Origin of the sequence: Kyrpidia sp. (assembly GCF_023512215.1) — a bacterium.
Taxonomy (GTDB): domain Bacteria; phylum Bacillota; class Bacilli; order Kyrpidiales; family Kyrpidiaceae; genus Kyrpidia; species Kyrpidia spormannii.
Genome location: NZ_JAILZZ010000015.1, coordinates 1 through 18,475 on the forward strand (window position 1 = coordinate 1; position 18,475 = coordinate 18,475).

Consider the following 18,475-nt stretch of genomic DNA (forward strand, 5'->3'; position numbering starts at 1 on the left):
AGCCGGGTTAAGAACATCTTCATCTGCTCTCCGGTGGCGTTTTGCGCTTCGTCCAAGATCACGAAAGACTCTTCCAACGTGCGGCCCCTCATATAGGCAAGGGGAGCGATCTCGATCATGCCTCGCTCCAGCGCCTTATGAACCTGATCAGCACCGAATACGTCGTACAGGGCATCGTAAAGCGGGCGAAGATACGGGTCGACCTTGTCCTGAAGATCCCCCGGCAAAAACCCGAGGTTTTCCCCCGCCTCCACCGCCGGCCGGGTCAGCACGATCCGCTGGACATCCCCCCGGCGCAACGCCTGCACCGCCATCACCACGGCCAGGTACGTTTTTCCCGTCCCCGCCGGGCCGATGGCAAACACGATATCCCGCTTGCGAATCGCCTCAATATAAGCGCGCTGCCCAAATGTTTTCGCCCGGATGGACTTCCCCTTTGCGCTGACCCCGAGCGCTTCCCCGTACAAATCCAACAACGACTCCGGCCGGCCCTCCCGGGCCATCTCGATGGCGTAACCCACGTCGGGCTCGGTCAGAATATGGCCTTTGCGCACCAGTTGCAACAAAACGGAAAAGAGGCGCTCCAAGGTTTGTACATCCCGGGCGTCCCCGCTGATGACAATATCCCCGCCGCGCGCCACGATCTTGGCCGGAAATTGTTCCTCGATGCGGCGAAGATGCGCATCGTGAACTCCGAACAATAACGCCGCTTCACGGTTATCCTGTAGGCTGATCTTCCGCAAGGCGCTTTGTTTGGTCAAACGCCACGTTCACTCCCTAATTCGGCGAAATCGGCTCCGGCGACCCCGGCGTCGGGGCGGCCATCGGCCGGGCCACCCCGATATCTTCGACCACATCTGTCCAAACAGTCATATATAGATTACCATTCTTCCACTCCTGGTGCAAAATCTTTTGTTCCTGCACCCGGGCGCCCGGTTTTGCCCGGGCCAAAAGGTCCGCCCGCACCGCGGCCAGCCCCCGCTGTACCGCCTCCTGCTGGGCAATCATCCAACTGTGGCCGGCGGCCTCCAGATAGTCGACCTTGCGCAGCCCCAGGGGCCAGGTCCGCCCCGCCACCTTCAGCGGTTCATCCACCGATCGTTCTTCATAGGACGCAAAAGGAATGTGAGCGGCCCCCCACACCGGAATGGCCCAGGATCCCAGGGTGATGTACGTGCGCCTCACCTTTTCCCCGGTAAAGCCCAACTGCCGGCCTTGGAGCGGGACGACGATGTCCGAGGTGTACCAAACGTGGGCATTGACCTTGCCCTCGGCCGCCACAAGGGTTCCGTCAGGCATTTGGCCGGAGATGACCACCGTCCCCGGGGCCACCGCCTGCCCCCGCTGCACGAGAGAAATTCCCCGCCGGGCGAGGACCGACTCCACCACCCCGGGTTTTCCCGCCACCACTGCTTGAGGCCCCTGGGGCTGAACCTCGTCTTTCTTCGGTTTGATCCGCTCCATCACCTCGATGGTCACCCGGGTACCGGACAGGTGTAACCCCACCCATCCCGCATCGGGTAACAAATCGAGTAACTGGCCTTGCAAGCGGTCGATTTCCATCCGGGAGGGCCTCCACGCCCCGGGGACGAGTCCTATCTCCCGGGCTTTCGCCAACACCTCTTCCGGTTCCACCCGATCCGTTCCCGTGACCTGTACCGTCCAAATCAACGAGCTGAGCACGTAGAGGCCGGCCACGAACATCCCGAATCCGGCAATCCAGAACGGGCGCCGGCGGACAAATCTCCGCCACGGCAACCAGCCTCCGTAGCGGCTCACCCGCATCCCGACCCGCTGTCCGCGGTATACCTGCCGGATAATCCGAATGCCCTGCCAATCGGTGCGAAGGCGCAAGCGATCCTTGTCAACCCAGTGTACCTCTTCCAGCCGCGCCCCCTCCCGGACCGCCCGGTCCAACTCCCGGGCATCGGTCAAGCCCCAAAGCTCCAACTCAAACCACGACAGCCCGTGTATATTCATCCCTCTCGCCCCTTTCGCGCCCGGTACGAAAGGTCGGTCACGTGCCCTTGAATCACGCAGTGATCCGGCGAGAGGCGAACCAGCACCAGATTCGCTCCGGCAACCTGCAGTTCGGCATCGCCGAACTCCACCACCAGGGCGTCCTCCCGGAAAGAAACAATGCGGCCGTGGTTGTCCAGCCGCAACAGGCCGCCGGGGACCCAATCCACCCGAGGATGGTCCCAAATCACATCCTCTGGCAGCTGCAATTTTTCGGTTGCCCAGGATTTCCAGAAACGCCCCCGCGCGCCCACAGGTCACCCCTCCTTTGGTAGACCTGTATGCGTTTGTCGACCCGCCTAGACCCGAACTTGGCCGACTTCTGGATCCTGGGCACCTCCGTCAGACAAATAACACGTTCACCAAGGGCGGAATCGACCCCGGGCCGCCTTGGGCGGCCCCAGAATCACCGCCGCCGCCACCGCCCGGCGCCAACTTTCCCGGTGTTCTTCCCCGCGATCATCCCTTCGAATCACCGGCGCGCCAACCGGAGATATCCCCCGTTGGTACCTAGGAACGGTTGGGTCTTCCGCCGGTGCCGGTCCAGGCACAACCACCACGGGCGATTCCCACTGGACGGGTTGCAGATCGGGCTCAGGCCGCGCCTCGTCTTTGCGCACCTGGGGTTCGCCCCCGGGAAGCTTCCACGGGTCTGAAAACCCCGGGCCCTCCTCCCTTCGTGTTTTCCGTTTCCCCTCCCACCCGGAACCCTCCTGGCCAGAGGATCCTTCCTTCCCCGGGAGCCCCTCGGTTCCTTCCATCCCCAGGCTTCCTTCCTGGCCCGAGCTTCCTTCCTGATCCGAACTTGCCTTCCCCTGGCCCCCGAAGAGCCAGTCCCACGCCGACACGTCTTCGGGCAGCTTCTCCCCGTTCACTTCGTTTCCCCTCCCGACAAGGGCCCCGGGAGATCACGCGGTGGAGATTTCGCAATGGATTCCCGCATCCGAGTATCTGCCACGATGTTCTGCATCTGCATGTAATCCATGACCCCGAGCTTGCCCTCCCGCAACGCCTCGGCCATGGCCCGGGGCACCTCGGATTCGGCCTCCACCACCTTCGCCCGCATCTCCTCAACGTACGCCCGCATCTCCTGCTCCCGGGCCACCGCCATCGCCCGGCGCTCCTCGGCCTTGGCCTGGGCAATCTGCTTATCCGCTTCCGCCTGGTCCGTTTGCAGCTGGGCGCCGACATTTTTCCCGATGTCGACATCGGCGATGTCGATGGAGAGAATCTCAAACGCCGTACCGGCATCTAATCCTTTGTCCAGCACCGTGCGCGAAATCTTGTCCGGATTCTCCAGCACGTCCTTATGGGAAGTGGCGGAACCGATGGTCGTCACAATCCCTTCCCCCACCCGGGCGAGAATCGTCTCCTCCCCGGCGCCGCCCACCAACCGGTCTATGTTGGCCCGCACGGTCACCCGGGCTTTTACTTTCAGTTCAATGCCGTCTTTGGCCACCGCCGACACGATGGGCGTTTCGATCACCCGGGGGTTGACGCTCATTTGGACGGCCTGGAGCACATCCCGTCCAGCCAGGTCGATGGCCGCCGCCCGGGCAAACCCGAGGGCGATGTTGGCCCGCTCTGCCGCAATGAGGGCGTTGACCACCCGGTCCACGTTACCGCCGGCGAGATAATGGCTTTCGAGTTGATTCGTCGTAAGATTCAGTCCGGCCTTTGTCGCCTTGATCAAGGGATTCACGATGCGAGAAGGAATGACCCGGCGCAACCGCATGCCGACCAGCGTAAAGATCCCCACCCTGACCCCGGCGGCCCATGCGGAAATCCACAACATCACCGGCACAAAGGTAAACAGGACTGCAAAAAAGGCGATGATGACGAGTACGATCAGCGCGAGACCGATCCACGCGGCGTTCATTCAGCCGATCCCCACTTTCGTTAAAAATGGTGGTCTACAAACGATCCCGTTCGAAAAGCCGGGACGCGCCTCACCACGACTCTGGGCCCTTCCACCTCTGCCACCTGAACTTCCTCTCCCCGCTCGATAAACTCGCCTTCTGTCACCACATCCACGCGCTCCTCGCCAAATTCCGCGATTCCCGCAGGTCGAAGGGGCGTCACCGCCGTGCCGGTTTTCCCGAGAAGATAACTGAGATCCCGGGTGGGCACATATCCCTCCCGGCTCTCCTGACGGTCTCCCAAAACGATCCGGTTCCACAACCCCCGTTTGCCATAATAGCGTAAAAGCGCGATGACAACAGCAACGGCCAAGAGCGCCCCGATTCCCAGGGACGCGAGACCGTAGCGGGCGCCGGCCAGGGCCATGACCACCGAAGCCCCCACGGCCAACACCCCCAGGGTGCCCAGGATGCCGAAACTGACAATGGCCATTTCCAAGGCGAGCAGTACAATGCCGGCACCGAGTAGAATCAAACTGACCCATCCCTGCCAGTCCATAGGCTCACCCCCTCGCCTGGCGCTCGTAGTATAGCATACATCCGTTCACAAAAACGATCACCTTTTTCACCCAAAAAACGTCGGAAAAGGCGCCTCTTCCCCGGCCGAGGCGTTTGCCTGCCCCGCGCCCGCCCGATTACGGCCGATCCATCCCGTAAGCCAATCGTCTCGGGTCGGTCTCCGAAGCCCCTTCTCTCCCCCAGGAGATTTCTTCGTCGGTGAGAGCGCGGACCCTCTCCAGCTTCACCTGTGGACCCATGGTACTCTCCAAGAGATTCGCCGTTTCAGCGATCACCTGCCTGACATCCAGGCCCTCCCCGCCTGGCAACAGGTGCAAGGACGTGGAAGACCGGGCCCGAATCGGGCGCTCCCCGGTGGTCCGCTCGTAAAAATCGTTCAACCAATCCGCCGCTTGCTCCGGATCCACGCGCACCCACAAGGTCCCGTGAGCCAGGATGTACCCCCGGTTGCGGGAGCCCGGAACCGCCAACCCACCCTTCCAGCTTTGAGACGTCCCGGCGATTTTCCGCCCGTTCACCACCAAATTATGGGCACCGTCGCAAAATGCACCCGCCACGTGCCCAAACTCGGCTCGCCACCCCCGTTGACTTAGTACCCCCTGCACCGGGCGGCACAACGCCCGATACACTTCCTCTATCCCCACGCGATCCACCCGGGGAATCACCAGGGAAAACTGCAGGGCGCCGGGCCCGTGGGGCACCGCCGTGCCCCCGCTGGACCGAACCCGTATCGGCAGGCCGTCCACTTCCCGGGGCGGATCACCCCCCCGGCGCAATCCTTGTACAATATCCCGGCGGCTGACCACGAGGCACGGGTCGTTGACCCAGAGTCGGAAAGTGGGCGGCCCCCCCGCCGCGACCTTCCGGCCCACCGCCTGGTCTCGGGCAACTTTTTCCTCGATAGTCCCCGGCTGCTCCTCCACCACAAGCCGCCACGTCGGCCACCGGCTCCACAAGGTGTCGTCCCATTCCACCTGTTTCACGCCGCCTCCCCCACCCCTGCACATCGTGGCCCCTGCGCCCGGCACCCGCGGGCGCAGGGGTAAAAACCCCAAAAAAGCCCTGCACGGCTTGTGCAGGGCTTTTCATTCGACCCCTTCACGATCTAAGCGATTCCTGGACCAAAGCATTGACCGCTTTCCCGTCGGCGCGGCCCTTGACTTTTGGCATCAGTGCGGCCATCACCCGGCCCAAATCCGCCTTCCCCTTCGCCCCAACTTCTGCGATGGTTTCCTCGACAAGTCCGCGAAGTTCCTCTTCTGACAAAGGAGTGGGGAGATACTCTTCGAGGATGGCGATCTCTCGCTGCGCCTGTGCCTCTAAATCGGTACGCCCCGCCTGTTGCGCGGCCTGGAGGGATTCGCGCCGCTGCTTTCGCTCGCGCTGCAACACTTGGATCGTCTCTTCCTCAGTTAACGGGCGCTGCCGTTCGATCTCCTCGTTCTTCAAGGCCGTACGCACCATGCGAATCACAGACAAGCGAATCTTATCCTTTTCCTTCATCGCCCGTTTCATATCGTCTGTGAGCCGGTCTTGCACGTTCAACGCTTAAGAGCCCCTTTCCATCACCGGTCCCCGCCGGCCGATGCCCGTTCTACCGCCATCAGTACTTGCGGCGTTTCTTCCGGGCCGCCTCCGACTTTTTCTTCCGGGCCACGCTCGGCTTCTCGTAGTGTTTGCGCTTCTTGACCTCGGCCAGAATACCATCTTTGGCCGTCGCTCGTTTGAAGCGGCGCAACGCGCTATCGAGGGACTCGTTCTTCCGAACCCGAATCTCCGACACCTGATTCCCTCCCTCCGCCTAACATCCCGTGACGATCACGAGAGGCACAAGGCGTACCTATCCCGGTAAGCACCCGTCCATTAAAATCATTATAATCGAAGCTTTTTCACCGTGTCAACGAGGAGTTTCCAGTTATTCCCATTCAGCGCCGGTAAGAGAGGGAATGATGGGGCCATCCTGCGGATCCTGCCCATCCGTGGAACGTGGTATCATAGAATCAACTTCGACAACGGACAATCCGAGGTGACATCCATGACCGTAAGCCCAGAAGCACGCCGGTACATCCTCGACCTCGCCCGGGCTGAAGAAAGACCCTGGCACGGCGTTCGTCTGCAAGTCATTCCCGGTTGTGGAGGACCCAGGTTCATCCTCAGCCTCGACGATCCCCGCCCCGGGGACACGGAGATCACGGCATCGGAATTGACGATCCTGGCCGACCCCTTTTCAGCCACCTTTCTCGATGAACTGGTGGTGGATTACTCCGCCGAAGAGGACGACCTGACGTTTCGCCATCCGGACAGTTTCGGCTCCAGTTGTTAGTCAACTTGCGGGGTGCAGTCTGTCGTCACTGCACCCCACCCCCTCACTGACCGGCCCCGGCCGCCGCGGAAAAATTAATAAAGGCAGCAATAGCGAGGCCGATGAAGGAAAGACCCAAATACGTGGTGCGGCCCCAACCTTTATCGCGAATACTCCCGATCAGGGCCTTGAGCGCAAACAAAGCCATGATGACAAAGAAAATCCCGGACAGTACCATGTCAGCTACCCCTTTCTGGCAATGGCGTTCCCCAGATGTCCATCTTGTATTATACCCGGCCACTCCAAGTTCCGGCAATCTCTCCAAGCCTCGCTTTTTCACCGCCGCCCGGGGGAAACATCCACCGACCACGTGGGCTTTTTCGGTCGGGTGCACGCCTGTCCGATTTTCTGCTATCATAAGAGCGACTTGCGGAATTTTGCCCGTTTTTATGGTGCGTATGGTTCGGGTACGGAAAGGAGCACGGCAGGATGTTGCGAAAACCGCTCGGGAAACGGGTCCGGTTGACCTTGGTGGGGGCCGTCGCCTTGCTCACCGCGGGTTGCGGCATGTTGGGAAAGCCGGTCACCCCTCCCCCTCCCCCACCCACGGAAATCACCGTCGGCATCCCGTCTGAACCTCAGACCCTCAACCCGATTTTCGCCGAAGACCGTTCGTCTCTGGCGGTGATTCACGCGTTGTTCGACAGTGTGGAAGCTGAAGGCCCGGACGGCGTCCCCCGGCCGGAGTTGGCCGACCGCGTGACGGTGAGCCCGGATGGCACCACCTACACCATTCATTTGCGACCCGGGGCCACATGGCACGACGGCGAACCGGTCACCGCCGCCGACGTTTTATTCACATACCGGGCGATTCTCCAATCTCAGGTGCAATCCCCTTATCGACCGCTGTTCCTCGTCGACGGGGAACCTCCGGAAATGCGCCAGTTGGACGAACAAACCCTGGAGATCCGTTTACCCCATCCTTCGGCGGGGTTTGTCAACGCGCTTACCGTCGGCATTCTTCCCGAACACGCGTTTCCCAACGGGAATGTCAAAGATTCGCGTTTTAGCGACCACCCCATTGGAAGCGGGCCCTTCTCCTTCGTGCAATGGAACCGCGGGCAAAACATCCAGTTGAAACGTTTCGATGGATATTTCGCGGGCCGGCCCGGCGTCGACCAATTGACCTATCGGATTGTGCCGGAATCAAACCAGCGGTCCGCCTTTGCCAGCAAATCGATCGACGTGTTTGTCCCGACTCCGGCCGACGTCTTGAAGATTCAACAAGACGCGTCCGCGGACAAACCGGACCTGGTCCACTATTCCAGTGAATCGGTGATGACCCTGTTGGTGCACCAGCGGGGGTCATACCTGGCGGACCACGCCGTACGAAAAGCCCTGGCCCTGTCGATCGATCGATCTGCCATCGCGGACAAAGCCTTTGGAGGTCCGGGATTGGCGTCGCCCGCCGATTCCCTTTTTCCACCCGGAAACTGGGCCCACGACAATCGAACACCTCCGGCGCCAAACCCCGCCGCTGCAAAAAAAATCTTAGACGAAGCGGGCTACGTGACCAACAGCTCCGGCTGGCGGGTCAAAGACGGAAAGGTCCTGAGCTTTCAACTGCTGTACATCTCTGACCGCACGACAGACAAGATCGCCCAGATGTTAGCAGACCAGGCGGCTGAGGTGGGCATCCAAATTCAACCCAAAGGGGTCGATCGAACGGCCTTTTATCAAACTCTGGATGCCCCGGAAAAAAATTTTGACCTGGCGCTGAACACCTATTGGCTGGGTCCGGATCCGGACGCCTTTGCGGATCTGTTGACGACACACGGGGAATACAATTTTCAAGAGTACGACAATCCCCAAGTGGACAAATGGTTTACCCAGGCCCGGGAAACTTCGGATCAAGGGGCGCGGCTCTCCTTGTACCGACAGATCGATCAAAGCATTCGAGATGACGTTCCCGTGATCCCCTTGGTATACCCGGAGGGCTTTCTGGCCGTGCGCCGCACCATTGTCAATGTCGAGAAAGCAGATCCGGCACCCGTAGTATTGTTCCGGTATCTTGAACAGTTAGGGGTGAACCCCGGGCGAGCGGTGACGCCATAAACTGACTCGGCGGCGGCGGAATTCGACACCCCTTCCCAGAACAGGGGAAATCACCGGCACCGATCGACATCTTCTCTCCTTGCCCGCGGCGGCCCGTCCCCTTGATGATCAATCCGGGGAGGTGACGGAGATGGATCTTCTGCAGGAGTTGTCCCGGGAGGCCGCGGTCATCGGCCCCATGGTCCTGCGACTGCTCATCGCCTTTGTGGCCGGCGCCATCATCGGAGCGGAACGGGAGTTGCACGTGCGGAGCGAGCACGGAAAAGGGGCGGGCTTTCGAACCTATTCCCTGGTCACCTTCGGCAGCTGCCTGTACGCCCTGGCCAGTACCTACGGATTTGCCGCCACCTCCGGAGGGGGAGTGGATCCCGGCCGGGTGGCGGCCCAAGTCGTCACCGGAATCGGGTTTCTCGGCGCCGGTACGATTCTAAAGGATCCCAGTGGTATGGTGCGAGGACTCACCACTGCCGCCGGGTTGTGGGTGGCCGCCGCCATCGGCCTGCTGATCGGAGCCGGGCTGTACTTTACAGGCCTGTTCGCGGCGGTCCTCGTCTACATCATTCTCCGGTTTCACGATCTGTTCCCGAACTTCCCGCTGTTCCGGCGCCTGGAGGAGATGAACCGAGAGGAGTCTGGCGACAAGGGGGCGGACGACCTGTAAGACCAATCGTCCGCCCTCGGCCTCCAGGAGCTAGTTCTGAAACGGAGTGATCACAAAAGGCAACCGGGGCTCCCGCACTTCTTCTCCTGCCGTCCGCTGCATATCCTTCCAAAATGCCCAGACGTCTTCTTCGTTTGGCCACTGTTCCCGTTCGGGCGGCGGTACGGGAGTCCACCGATCGCCCGTAGGGGGAAAACCGCTCGACAAGGTTTGATCTTCTGGCTCCCCGGCTCCCTCGATAAAGGCTTCGATAAGTGCCACGAGGGTCTCCTGAGTTGAGCAATCCAATTCTTCGCACCTGCGATGAAACCGTTCGGCCAGACCTCGGGAAACCCGGGCTCCCACGTATACCAGAGAAATTGATCCCAATTTTAAATCGACGGAACCCCGTTGGGCCACTCCGACCACCCTCCTTGGGACGAATGATTGTCTATTCGTGGTTTCGCCACTCGCCGTAAAATCTCCTTTGGGAATCCTGTCAAAAGTCGTCGTCCTACTCAGAAAAAAATTGACAAAAACCGAGGCCCTCGACAAAGAGGAACCTCGGTAAAAAGAGCGGCCAAGGAGGAGGGTGCAACTTTGGACCGACGGCCCGCCGTCAGCGCACCGCTTTGCGCAAAGCCTGATCGAGATCTTCCAGGATGTCCTCTAAGGTTTCCAGTCCGACAGAAAGCCGGATCATCTCCGGAGTGACCCCGGATGCCCGCTGTTCTTCCTCAGTCTGTTGTTGGTGGGTGGTGCTGGCGGGGTGAATCACAAGGGATTTCGCATCGCCCACATTCGCCAAGTGAGAGAATAACTGCAGGCTTTCGATAAACTTCCGCCCGGTCTCGACTCCCCCATCAATGCCAAAGGTCAGAATCGCCCCCTGCCCCTTCGGCAGGTACTTCCGGGCCAACGCCGCATAAGGACTTGATTCCAAACCCGGGTAATTCACCCAGCGGACATTAGGATGGGATTCCAAGAACTGGGCGACCCCCAGGGCGTTTTGAGAATGGCGTTCCATCCGGAGAGACAGGGTCTCCAGTCCTTGCAAAAACAAAAAGGCGTTAAAAGGCGACAGGGCGGGTCCCATGTCGCGCAACAACTGCACCCGAGCCTTGACGATGAACGCAGCAGGCCCCACGGCTTCCACATAACTCACGCCGTGATAACTCGGATCGGGCTCCACCAGTCCGGGATATTTCCCCGAAGCCTTCCAATCGAAGCGCCCGCCGTCCACGATGACTCCGCCGATGGAGGTCCCATGGCCGCCGATAAACTTCGTGGCGCTGTGAATCACAATATCCGCCCCGTGCTCCAGAGGTCGGTGCAGATAAGGCGTGGCAAAGGTGTTGTCGATGATCAAGGGCACCCCGACCTCCCGGGCCACCTGGGCCACCGCTTCGATATCGAGGATGTCGATCTTGGGGTTGCCGATGATCTCGGCGTAAAAAGCCTTTGTCCGCGGAGTGGCCGCCCGGCGAAACGCCTCCGGATCTCCGGGATCGACGAATTTCACGTCGATGCCCAGCCGCCTCAAGGTATGATGAAAAAGATTAAAGGTCCCCCCGTACAGATAGGACGATGAAACAATCTCGTCCCCGGCTCCGGCGATATTGAGGAGGGCCAGGGTGATGGCCGCCTGCCCGGAGGCCGTGGCCAACGCCCCCACCCCGCCTTCCAAAGCCGCCATGCGTTGCTCAAATACGTCCTGGGTGGGGTTCATGATGCGCGTATAGATGTTCCCAGGCTCCTTTAACGCGAACAGGTTCGCCGCGTGCTCCGTGTCCCGAAACACATAGCTGGTCGTCTGATAAATCGGCACTGCCCGGGAACGCGTCGCCGGGTCCACCGTCTGGCCGGCGTGCAAAGCCAAGGTTTCAAACCCCTTCTGTTTCTCCGTCACTCCCGTGTCCTCCTGTCTCTCGGCTCATTCTAGAGTAGATTAATCGGATTACGGAGATTATAATGGACGTCTTCTATATCTGTCAAATCACTCGTCCCGCGGGCGCCGGATTCGGAGAAGAAGGTTCTTGCCCGGGCGCTTTTTTTTCGGCTCCGACTCCTCCTCCTTCTTGTGACGGGTCGGCCCCACCACACCAGCCTCTATGGCCTCAGGAAAGGTGTACCATCGGCCGCGGTACTGGATCCGATTCATGGACCCGTCCTCCTTTCGCATTGTTGATCACAGACTTTTCGTCAATCCGCCGTCAACGGAAATGGTCAAACCGGTCAGATAGCTCGCCGCCGGGGAACAAAGAAACGCGACCACTTTTGCAAACTCTTCCGGGGTGCCGTACCGGCCCAGCGGGATTTGACCTTCCCATCTCTTGCGGACCTCGTCCACGGGCTCTCCGGTCTTCTCAGCAGTGATCCGGTCCAACTCCCGGACCCGATCCGTTTCGATGCGCCCCGGCGCAACGTTATTGACCAAAATGTTATAAGGGGCCAGCTCGATGGACAACGTCTTCGTCAACCCCGCCACTGCGGCCCGGACGGTGTTGGAAAGGACGAGGTTCGGGATGGGCTGTTTCACGGATGTGGAGGTAAGGTTGATGATTCTCCCCCCGCCCTGGATCCTCATGTACGGAATCACCAGGCGGGTGGCCCGCACAACACTCATCAGGTTCAAATCCACGGCGGCATACCAGGCCTTGTCATCGAATTGCTCGAAAGTCCCGGCCGGCGGCCCCCCCGCGTTATTGATGAGGATATCCACCCGGCCCCACCGATCCGCCGCCGTGCGGACCACCTTCTCGATGTCACCGGCAGAGGTTACATCCGCTTGGACGGGGATGACTTCCACATCAGACCGCTCTCGAATCCACCGGGCGGTCTCTTCGATTCTTTGTGCATCCCGGCTGGCGATGACGAGATCGTTACCCGCCTGGGCCAACTCCAACGCCACCGCCCGCCCCAGCCCCTTGCTGGCTGCCGTCACAATCGCCACTTTCCGTCCGTCCATGTCCGCCACTCCTCTCGATTCATCCCGTTTTTGTTGCCACCTCGCGCCTTACGACGGGGAACATCCCATCATTATGGAGTATTGTCGAGCTGCACAAAAGCGGCGCTCACATACCCCTCCCGGCCATCCCCGAGCCGGATGTGAAGCCAACCCGGCTGGCGATCCAACACCTCAAACCCCGTTCCGTGTACCAATCGCCCGAGGGTGGGATAATCGGTCCCAGGGCCGGCGCGAAAGTTCACCCACTCCCCACTCACCCGACCCGTGAGTGCCGGTTCCGTCACCGGTGCCGAAGAGGCCGGACTCTGGGACCCGCCGAAACCTCCGGATCCGAGTGTATTTCCAGGAAAATATTTCTGGACGTACTGCCGCACTGCCGGGGTGTCCGGAACCAGAATGCTCTGGCCATCTGACGACCACGCCTCGCGAAACGCATCCGCCGGCGGGAGCTGGATCTGGGTGATGCTCTGCCCCCGATCCCTCCACAGGCACAGTCCCAGGCGAAGTTGGTCTCCCGGCGAGAGATTCGTGCGAATATAAGGCTCGGCTGCAGCGAGAACGTTCGGGAAGCGCACCAGGTTCTGCGGGCGCATCATCTGCCGGATAACGGCCTGCACGAACTTCCTTTGTCGCTCGGTGCGGGCGTAATCCCCGAGGGCATCGTGCCGAAACCTCACATATCCCAGAGCCTGAGCCCCGTTGAGATGCTGAAGTCCCGGTTTCAAATGAATATCGTAACGCCCGTCGTCCACGTAATCCATCGGCTTCTCCACGTCGATGTCCACCCCGCCCAGGGCGTCCACGATGTGGATAAACCCTTCGAAATCTGTCACGGCGTAGTACGGAATGTCTAGGCCCAGCCAAGTTTCCGCCGTTTTCCTGGCCAAATCCGGCCCCCCTGCAGCGTAGGCCGCATTGATCTTCTCCTGACCCACCCCGGGAATGGACACCCAAGTATCCCTCAGAATGGAGCCCACCGTCACTCCCCCGGTTCCTTGGGGGATGTCCAGGAGCAGCATCGTATCCGACCGGGGATGGGGATCCTGGCCCCGGTTGTCCACACCGAGCACCAACACCCGCACGTCGCCGGATGGCCAGATGCCTGGGGGCGCTCCTTCAGAGACGCCGGACACGAATCTGGCCAAAACGAGGCCGTAGTACCCCGCCACAACCAGCAACAGAAGAACGATGAGCCACAGCAGCCGCTTCGCCCGTTTCCCCGGCGTCATCGATGTCGCCTCACCCCGTCCGACCATGGCATCTTCCCCAATTTCGTGATATCGTTGGGATGAGTTCGTCCGACGAAGGAGGCAGTGGCCATGGTGCGCAAAGTTTCTCTGATCGTCACCGTCATCCTGGTGGCGATCGCCGTCGGGTATTTTATCCGCGACGTCCGCACCTGGCAGTGGGAGCAATCCCTCAGTCCGGATATGCGCCGTCTCTATTATTTCGACGACATCCGCCCGGTCGACCTGAAGGCCTCCGCCATCCATACCGCCGCTTTCATCGCGGCCGTCTCTTTGTTCGAATGGCTTTTCCTGATGGCCCTGCCCCCCGAATCAGAGGGAAAGGATCGGGAATAACCCGGCCCCGCCGGCACCCTCGCTTCCCCGCCACCCAGACAACGGGTGAACATTTTACCACTTGTCTCACATTATACACGGGGAACCGGGAGGAAGCGAATTACCCGCCAACGGCCGGCTCGACCCAAGGTCCTGGAGACCCGGAAAAACGGGAGGCCTCGAGGAAAAAAGGGGCCCGGCGTGGCCGGACCCCAAAAGGGCGGAAAAGATTTCTTTCGATTCTTCGCCGTGCAGCACAGATCACGACTGCTCTTCCACGTAGTAATAGGCCGACATCGCGGCCATCGCCCCTTCGGCGACTGCAGTGACGACTTGGCGGAGCCAGGTCTCCCGCACATCCCCTGCCGCAAACACCCCGGGGACCGCCGTTCGAAACCGGTCATCGGTGGGAATCCATCCTTCCGCGTTGACGATCGGCGTGCCCTTCAGAAACTCGGTGTTGGGCTTAAGCCCGATGTAGATGAAAATCCCGTCCGCATCCACGGTTTCTCGTTCTCCCGTCACGGTGTTCTCTAGAACCAGGCGTTCCACTTTGCGCTCGCCCTGAACCTCCACCGGCCGACGATTGAACAAGAAAGAGATTTTCTCGTTGTTCCTGGCTCGTTCTTGAAGCACCGGCTGTGCCCGCAGTTTATCCCGGCGGTGCACAATGGTCACTTTGGCCGCGTGCCGCGTCAAATACACGCCTTCTTCGCAGGCCGAATCCCCACCGCCAATTACGTATAGGTTTTTGTTCTTGAAGAAGGCGCCATCGCAGACCGCGCAATAGGACACCCCCCTGCCGGAGAACTCCTTCTCCCCCGGGATTCCGAGCTTTTTGGGCTCGCAGCCCGTGGCGATAATCACCGTCTTGGTTTCCAGCACCTCTCCTCCGGACAGATGCACCCGGTGAATCGGCGGACCGAACTCCACGCTTTCCACCTCGCCCTGCTGGGTCTGCAGACCGAGGGCCTCAGCGTGTTCCCGCATCTTCTCCGAAAGATCCGGCCCCAAAATCGACGTGAATCCGGGGTAGTTTTCGATCTCCTCGGTGTTTTGCATCTGCCCGCCGTACAGGCCGCGTTCCACCAGGAGCGTTTTCAAACCCGAACGCAGGGCGTAGACAGCGGCGGACAGTCCGGCGGGACCACCGCCCAGAATGATGGTGTCATAAACCAATGTCAAATCCCTCCTCGGGGCTGCGGAAATGGGCCCGTGATATACCCCTGCACCGTATTGTAGCGAAAAAAACTCCATCTGCCAAAGTGCCGGCAAAAAACCAGGTGCGAACTCGGCGCGAATCCCGTATAATTTGGGCAAGATCCCGGACGGAGGACAGCCATGACCGACTATCCCCGGCATTTGGTCGATTTTATTCACCTGTTCAATGTCGATCGCGCTTTCTACGATTGCCATGAATACGGGGAAGAATTATGGCTTGAACAAGGGCGGCCGCCGTTTTTAAAGGGATTGATCCAAACGGCGGTGTCCCTATACCACCTCGAAGGCGGGAATCTGGGTGGCGCCCGCAAATTGTGGCGCACAGCCTCTGCATATCTCTCGCCCTATGCCCCCGCGTATATGGGGCTGGATGTCGAGCGCATCCTCCAGGACATGAACAAACTTTTCACCGAACCCGGGGAACCCACTCCGGAGCAGGCCGCCACGATCCGCCTGCACGTGGTCGATCCAAGACTTCAGGACCTTTTGGCAAACTGGAGAGTGCTCCCCCTGGACGATAACTCCGCCCATTCCAACGACTAACGACCGGAGAGAGGAATCTTGCACAGCACCGATCTGTTACAATTTATCGCCGCCCACGGATATGCGGCCCTGGCCTTGATATTGGCCACCGGTCTCATTGGCCTCCCTGTGCCCGACGAGGTGCTGTTGACCTTTGCCGGATTCTTGACTTGGCAAGGCATCGTTCATTTGCCGGGCACGGCTGCGTCCGCTTTTCTCGGAAGCTGTTCGGGCATTACCTTGAGCTACGTCATGGGCCGGGGGATATTTCGCCGGATTGCGGACCGGGTCCTCCGACGGGCCATGGAAAGTGGAAAACTCGCCCAGGCGGCCCGGTGGATGGATCAATACGGAGGATGGGCCTTATTTTTCGCGTATTTTTTCCCGGGGATTCGGCATGTGGCCGCTTATGTGGCCGGCGTCGGGCGCATGGCCTTCCACCGTTTTGCCAAATGGGCCTACGCCGGAGCGGCTTTGTGGGTGCTGACCTTTCTTTTTCTCGGACGGTGGCTGGGCCCCCGCTGGCACGTCGTGGAGCGTTGGATGCACCACTGGACCCTCTGGGCGGCGGTGGTCTTTGTCGCGGTCACCGCCATCGGCCTGTGGTTGCTGCGGCGGGTCCGACCGGTGCGAAACCGGTCCTGACCTTAGGGCCACCACGGAAAGATACTCCTCCACCCTCCTCCGGTCTGAACGCTTCGAACCGCCGCCCCGACGTTGATGACCCCGTAACCGTACTGGGGATCCCGCCCGGGAGGACCGCCGTCCACCGCTGTTTGCTGAATGATGTTTCGTACTTGGTCGGCTGTGAGACTCGGGCTGCGCGCCCAGATCAGCGCCGCCAGACCCGCCACGTGAGGGGAGGCCATGGAAGTCCCGGAGAGGGCGGCATACTGTCCCCCTGCGTACGTGCTGGCAATGGAGACCCCCGGAGCCGCCACACCCGCGTGGGCACCGTAGCTGGAGAAGGGGGCGAAAACCCCGCCGGGGTCTACGGCAGTGACCGCCAGAACCTCGGGATAGGCGGCGGGGTACTCGGGGGTGTCCGTCCCTTCATTCCCCATGGCCGCCACCACCAGCACTCCCCGGCCCGCTGCATAGCGGATGGCATCGTGAAGGTATTGACAGTCCTCGGTTTGACCCAGGGAGAGGTTGATGACCCGGGCTCCGTGATCGGTTGCCCAAATGATCCCCCGGGCCACATCGAAAGCCGAGCCAGCACCGTCCTGATCCAACACCTTGACGGGCAGGACCCGCCCATGCCAGTCGAGGCTGGCCACCCCTTCTCCGTTGTTCGACAACGCGGCGATCACCCCGGCCACGTGGGTGCCGTGACCATTGTCGTCGTCGGGGGGACGGGTGGGGTCCAACAGGTTTGCACCGGGGAGGAGTTGGCCCTGAAGGTCCGGGTGCCCTCGGTCGACCCCGGTGTCCACCACGGCGACTACAATCCCCGGTGCCCCGGTGGTCGTGCGCCAGGCGTTCTCCGCGTCGATCATCGGCATGTTCCACTGATAGGGTCGGTATAAGGGATCATCCGGAGTCCGGTTGATCCGAGCAACCCCGTGGCGTTCGATGTAGCGGGCTCCTTTGGCGCGAAAGAGCGGTGCCGCCCGGTTCATGTCCGAAGGCCTTGCGAAACGAAATACGTATCCGCCTCGCCCGTCCCGGTTCACGACCCGGCCCCCCGAGGCCCTTTGAAGGTCCTCTAGCTCCGGAGTACCGAGCACTCGCCCAAAATGCACAATCCATTCCCCATCCCGGTGGACGACCCGGGGAGCGGGCCTTCCCTGGCCCCCACGGACATGCCAATCGGTCCCATCCACCGCCGATTGGGTATGGATAACGTCTTTGCCAGCCAACCCTTTGGAACTTCCCACCCCACCCGGGGCGGAGGATAAAGATCCGGGGTTCCCTTTCGTGAGGACCTGGGGCCTCCCGCCCGGGGCATGAAGACTTGTCAGAGCACCGAAGCTTTTCTCATACTCCGCCGCCACCCGGTGCACCGACGCCAACGAGATTTTGACCGCAAGAAGTCCACCGTCCAGCCGCAGCCCCGCGGGGGAGTAGAGCCGGCCGGCCTCGTCCTGCCGGGCCGGGCCCACATACCACCCTGCGGATGACTGGGTGGTGCCATTTTCCACTTCCCGCAACAACGTCGGGGACAGGGAAGACCCGGTGGCGGCGGGCGGCCCGCCGGCCGGCAACCACACGGCCCCCAGATAACCTCTCCTCGGAGATAACCGATCGGCCAACAGCGCCGTCCGCTCGCCGGGTCCGGGGGATGACAATAGGGCAGCCGCCGCATCGGCCATGTCTTTTCTGGCCCGGGAAACCGTCAAGGACGCGGTCACCGCCACATCCCGGGATGCGATCTGAGCCGCGCTGTATGGAGTATGACTCAGGGGCGGTTGGGAGGGAACGTGCCCCGGCCCCGGGCTTTGTACGCCTCCTCCCGCCCACCAAGCACCGCCGAGGAGGGCGACAATCAAAGCGAATGACACCGGCACTCGCAGGAATCTCGGGCCCCGTTCCTTTCGCTTTTTCTCCATGCTCGTCCCTCCCCGCAGCGAGACTTTGACGCCTTTCAGTGTGCCTTTGGGAAAAAGTCAGTATGCGGTGAGCGAGATGGAAAAAGGACACTGCCCTGCGGGACCGAGCTCTGTGCTAAGATAAAAGGGAGGTGGA

23 protein-coding genes are annotated in these 18,475 nt (G+C 61.0%); 6 read left to right on the plus strand and 17 right to left on the minus strand.

Going from position 1 to position 18,475, the window contains the following annotated elements:
* The 9 genes from K6T64_RS07500 to rpsU form a co-directional block, all read right to left on the minus strand.
* A partial coding sequence (locus tag K6T64_RS07500) for a PhoH family protein (protein ID WP_288009339.1) occupies positions 1 to 761 on the minus strand: 761 nt, incomplete at its 3' end.
* Positions 762 to 777: 16 nt separating this feature from the next.
* A complete protein-coding gene (locus tag K6T64_RS07505; RefSeq protein ID WP_100667258.1) occupies positions 778 to 1,980 on the minus strand; it encodes a sporulation protein YqfD in 1,203 nt (400 codons plus the stop codon).
* Positions 1,977 to 2,273 carry a YabP/YqfC family sporulation protein gene (locus K6T64_RS07510; protein WP_100667257.1) on the minus strand — a complete coding sequence of 99 codons (297 nt, stop codon included), beginning with the start codon at positions 2,271 to 2,273 and terminating at the stop codon, positions 1,977 to 1,979. The genes K6T64_RS07505 and K6T64_RS07510 overlap by 4 nt, the downstream gene beginning before the upstream one ends.
* Before the next feature lie 105 nt (positions 2,274 to 2,378).
* The gene (locus tag K6T64_RS07515; protein ID WP_288009342.1) at positions 2,379 to 2,894 is read right to left on the minus strand and encodes a hypothetical protein; all 516 of its coding nucleotides are present in this window, start codon (positions 2,892 to 2,894) and stop codon (positions 2,379 to 2,381) included.
* The gene (floA, locus tag K6T64_RS07520; RefSeq protein WP_100667255.1) at positions 2,891 to 3,898 is read right to left on the minus strand and encodes a flotillin-like protein FloA; all 1,008 of its coding nucleotides are present in this window, start codon (positions 3,896 to 3,898) and stop codon (positions 2,891 to 2,893) included. Before floA ends, K6T64_RS07515 begins: the two co-directional genes overlap by 4 nt.
* A gap of 20 nt (positions 3,899 to 3,918) precedes the next feature.
* Complete coding sequence (locus tag K6T64_RS07525; protein WP_100667254.1) at positions 3,919 to 4,437, minus strand: NfeD family protein; 519 nt, start codon at positions 4,435 to 4,437, stop codon at positions 3,919 to 3,921.
* Positions 4,438 to 4,573: 136 nt separating this feature from the next.
* On the minus strand, positions 4,574 to 5,440 hold the full coding sequence (locus tag K6T64_RS07530) for a lipoate--protein ligase family protein (RefSeq protein ID WP_100667253.1): 867 nt from the start codon (positions 5,438 to 5,440) through the stop codon (positions 4,574 to 4,576).
* A 115-nt stretch (positions 5,441 to 5,555) separates the two neighbouring features.
* Positions 5,556 to 6,002, minus strand: coding sequence for a GatB/YqeY domain-containing protein (locus K6T64_RS07535; protein ID WP_100667252.1), 447 nt, complete (start codon positions 6,000 to 6,002; stop codon positions 5,556 to 5,558).
* Positions 6,003 to 6,060: 58 nt separating this feature from the next.
* Positions 6,061 to 6,240 carry a 30S ribosomal protein S21 gene (gene rpsU / locus K6T64_RS07540; RefSeq protein ID WP_013074815.1) on the minus strand — a complete coding sequence of 60 codons (180 nt, stop codon included), beginning with the start codon at positions 6,238 to 6,240 and terminating at the stop codon, positions 6,061 to 6,063.
* Between the two features lie 252 nt (positions 6,241 to 6,492).
* Here rpsU and K6T64_RS07545 point away from each other — a divergent pair, with 252 nt between their 5' ends.
* On the plus strand, positions 6,493 to 6,780 hold the full coding sequence (locus K6T64_RS07545) for an iron-sulfur cluster biosynthesis family protein (RefSeq protein ID WP_170085270.1): 288 nt from the start codon (positions 6,493 to 6,495) through the stop codon (positions 6,778 to 6,780).
* 43 nt (positions 6,781 to 6,823) lie between these two features.
* Here the strand turns inward: K6T64_RS07545 and K6T64_RS07550 are convergent, their stop codons facing one another.
* Positions 6,824 to 6,997: a hypothetical protein gene (locus K6T64_RS07550; RefSeq protein ID WP_157935388.1), complete on the minus strand. Its 174-nt coding sequence runs from the start codon at positions 6,995 to 6,997 to the stop codon at positions 6,824 to 6,826.
* A 251-nt stretch (positions 6,998 to 7,248) separates the two neighbouring features.
* Between K6T64_RS07550 and K6T64_RS07555 the strand changes: the two genes are divergently transcribed.
* Together K6T64_RS07555 and K6T64_RS07560 are read left to right on the plus strand one after the other, a co-directional pair.
* Positions 7,249 to 8,874, plus strand: a complete 1,626-nt coding sequence (locus K6T64_RS07555) for an ABC transporter substrate-binding protein (RefSeq protein WP_288009347.1) — start codon at positions 7,249 to 7,251, stop codon at positions 8,872 to 8,874.
* A gap of 130 nt (positions 8,875 to 9,004) precedes the next feature.
* Entirely contained in the window at positions 9,005 to 9,535 is a 531-nt protein-coding gene (locus K6T64_RS07560; protein ID WP_170085268.1) for an MgtC/SapB family protein, read from the plus strand.
* A 30-nt stretch (positions 9,536 to 9,565) separates the two neighbouring features.
* On the opposite strand, the gene K6T64_RS07565 is transcribed toward K6T64_RS07560, so the two are convergent.
* From K6T64_RS07565 to K6T64_RS07585, 5 genes are all read right to left on the minus strand, one after another.
* Positions 9,566 to 9,934, minus strand: a complete 369-nt coding sequence (locus tag K6T64_RS07565) for a hypothetical protein (protein WP_100667249.1) — start codon at positions 9,932 to 9,934, stop codon at positions 9,566 to 9,568.
* A gap of 199 nt (positions 9,935 to 10,133) precedes the next feature.
* Positions 10,134 to 11,423, minus strand: coding sequence for a homocysteine synthase (locus K6T64_RS07570; protein ID WP_170085267.1), 1,290 nt, complete (start codon positions 11,421 to 11,423; stop codon positions 10,134 to 10,136).
* A gap of 87 nt (positions 11,424 to 11,510) precedes the next feature.
* Entirely contained in the window at positions 11,511 to 11,675 is a 165-nt protein-coding gene (locus K6T64_RS07575; RefSeq protein ID WP_157935387.1) for a hypothetical protein, read from the minus strand.
* Positions 11,676 to 11,702: 27 nt separating this feature from the next.
* Positions 11,703 to 12,482: an SDR family oxidoreductase gene (locus K6T64_RS07580; RefSeq protein ID WP_288009351.1), complete on the minus strand. Its 780-nt coding sequence runs from the start codon at positions 12,480 to 12,482 to the stop codon at positions 11,703 to 11,705.
* Positions 12,483 to 12,553: 71 nt separating this feature from the next.
* Positions 12,554 to 13,711: an LCP family protein gene (locus K6T64_RS07585; RefSeq protein ID WP_288009353.1), complete on the minus strand. Its 1,158-nt coding sequence runs from the start codon at positions 13,709 to 13,711 to the stop codon at positions 12,554 to 12,556.
* 84 nt (positions 13,712 to 13,795) lie between these two features.
* On the opposite strand from K6T64_RS07585, the gene K6T64_RS07590 reads away from it, so the two are divergent.
* Entirely contained in the window at positions 13,796 to 14,065 is a 270-nt protein-coding gene (locus tag K6T64_RS07590; RefSeq protein WP_288009354.1) for a hypothetical protein, read from the plus strand.
* 240 nt (positions 14,066 to 14,305) lie between these two features.
* Here the strand turns inward: K6T64_RS07590 and trxB are convergent, their stop codons facing one another.
* A complete protein-coding gene (gene trxB / locus K6T64_RS07595; RefSeq protein ID WP_170085263.1) occupies positions 14,306 to 15,223 on the minus strand; it encodes a thioredoxin-disulfide reductase in 918 nt (305 codons plus the stop codon).
* Between the two features lie 162 nt (positions 15,224 to 15,385).
* On the opposite strand from trxB, the gene K6T64_RS07600 reads away from it, so the two are divergent.
* Positions 15,386 to 15,808, plus strand: a complete 423-nt coding sequence (locus tag K6T64_RS07600; protein WP_288009355.1) for a DUF309 domain-containing protein — start codon at positions 15,386 to 15,388, stop codon at positions 15,806 to 15,808.
* Positions 15,809 to 15,826: 18 nt separating this feature from the next.
* On the plus strand, positions 15,827 to 16,432 hold the full coding sequence (locus K6T64_RS07605) for a DedA family protein (RefSeq protein WP_288009357.1): 606 nt from the start codon (positions 15,827 to 15,829) through the stop codon (positions 16,430 to 16,432).
* Positions 16,433 to 16,434: 2 nt separating this feature from the next.
* On the opposite strand, the gene K6T64_RS07610 is transcribed toward K6T64_RS07605, so the two are convergent.
* A complete protein-coding gene (locus K6T64_RS07610; RefSeq protein ID WP_288009358.1) occupies positions 16,435 to 18,339 on the minus strand; it encodes a S8 family peptidase in 1,905 nt (634 codons plus the stop codon).
* Positions 18,340 to 18,475 lie beyond the last annotated feature (136 nt).